Annotated in this window: 2 protein-coding genes; one reads left to right on the top strand and one right to left on the bottom strand. The window is 73.0% G+C overall.

The window, feature by feature from the left end; all coding sequences use genetic code 11:
* A partial coding sequence (locus D3H34_RS33200) for a winged helix-turn-helix domain-containing protein (protein ID WP_119558912.1) occupies nucleotides 1-284 on the bottom strand: 284 nt, incomplete at its 3' end.
* A gap of 55 nt (nucleotides 285-339) precedes the next feature.
* On the opposite strand from D3H34_RS33200, the gene D3H34_RS33195 reads away from it, so the two are divergent.
* A partial coding sequence (locus D3H34_RS33195) for a formate dehydrogenase accessory sulfurtransferase FdhD (RefSeq protein WP_205736877.1) occupies nucleotides 340-770 on the top strand: 431 nt, incomplete at its 3' end.

The following is a 770-nucleotide window of genomic DNA, read 5'->3' as shown; positions in this document are numbered from 1 at the left end:
GCGTCCATGGCCTGGGCCGCGTCGAGCAGCGCCTGGCCGGCCGGCGTCAGCACGGCGCCGCCGCCGCCCGCGCCGCCGACCACGCGCTCGACCAGCGGCACGCCCGCGAGATTGGTCAGCGTGTCGAGCGCCTGCCAGGCGGCCTTGTAGCTCACGCCCACGGTGCGCGCGGCTTCGGAAATCGAGCCGCCGGCGCCGATCTGGCGCAGGATGGAAATGCGCTTGTCGGCCGGGCCATGGTCCAGCGCGGCCGCGAGCGACAAGGAGGGAGACGGATCTTGCATGCCGCCATCATGCCCCGGCTCGGGCCACCTGGTCGCGCCCGGCCGATAATGCGCCATGTCTTCCGCTGCCTGCCCCCTGCCCTCCGTCGCGCCGCTGAGCGAACACGCGGTCGCGCTGCACCGCCTGCCCGACGCCGCCGGCCCGGCCCAGGTGCTCGCGCAGCAGCGCACGCTGGCCAGCGAAGTGCCGATCGCGCTGGTCTTCAACGGCATTTCGCATGCGGTGATGCTGGGCACGCCCCAGGACCTGGAAGACTTCGCGCTGGGCTTTGCGCTCAGCGAAGGCCTGATCGACAGCGCGGCCGACTGCTTCGGCATCGACGTCGCGCCGGTCGCGGCCAGCGCCGCGGGCCTGCCCGAAGGCATGGACGGCATGGAAGTGCAGATCGAGATTTCCTCGCGCTGCTTCGCGCGCCTCAAGGACCACCGGCGCAGCATGAGCGGGCGCACCGGCTGCGGCATCTGCGGCGGCGGAAGCTTCGCCGC

Source organism: Acidovorax cavernicola, from assembly GCF_003581445.1.
Note: the sequence above shows the minus strand (reverse complement) of the source record. Positions and strands in the feature narration are given on the sequence as shown.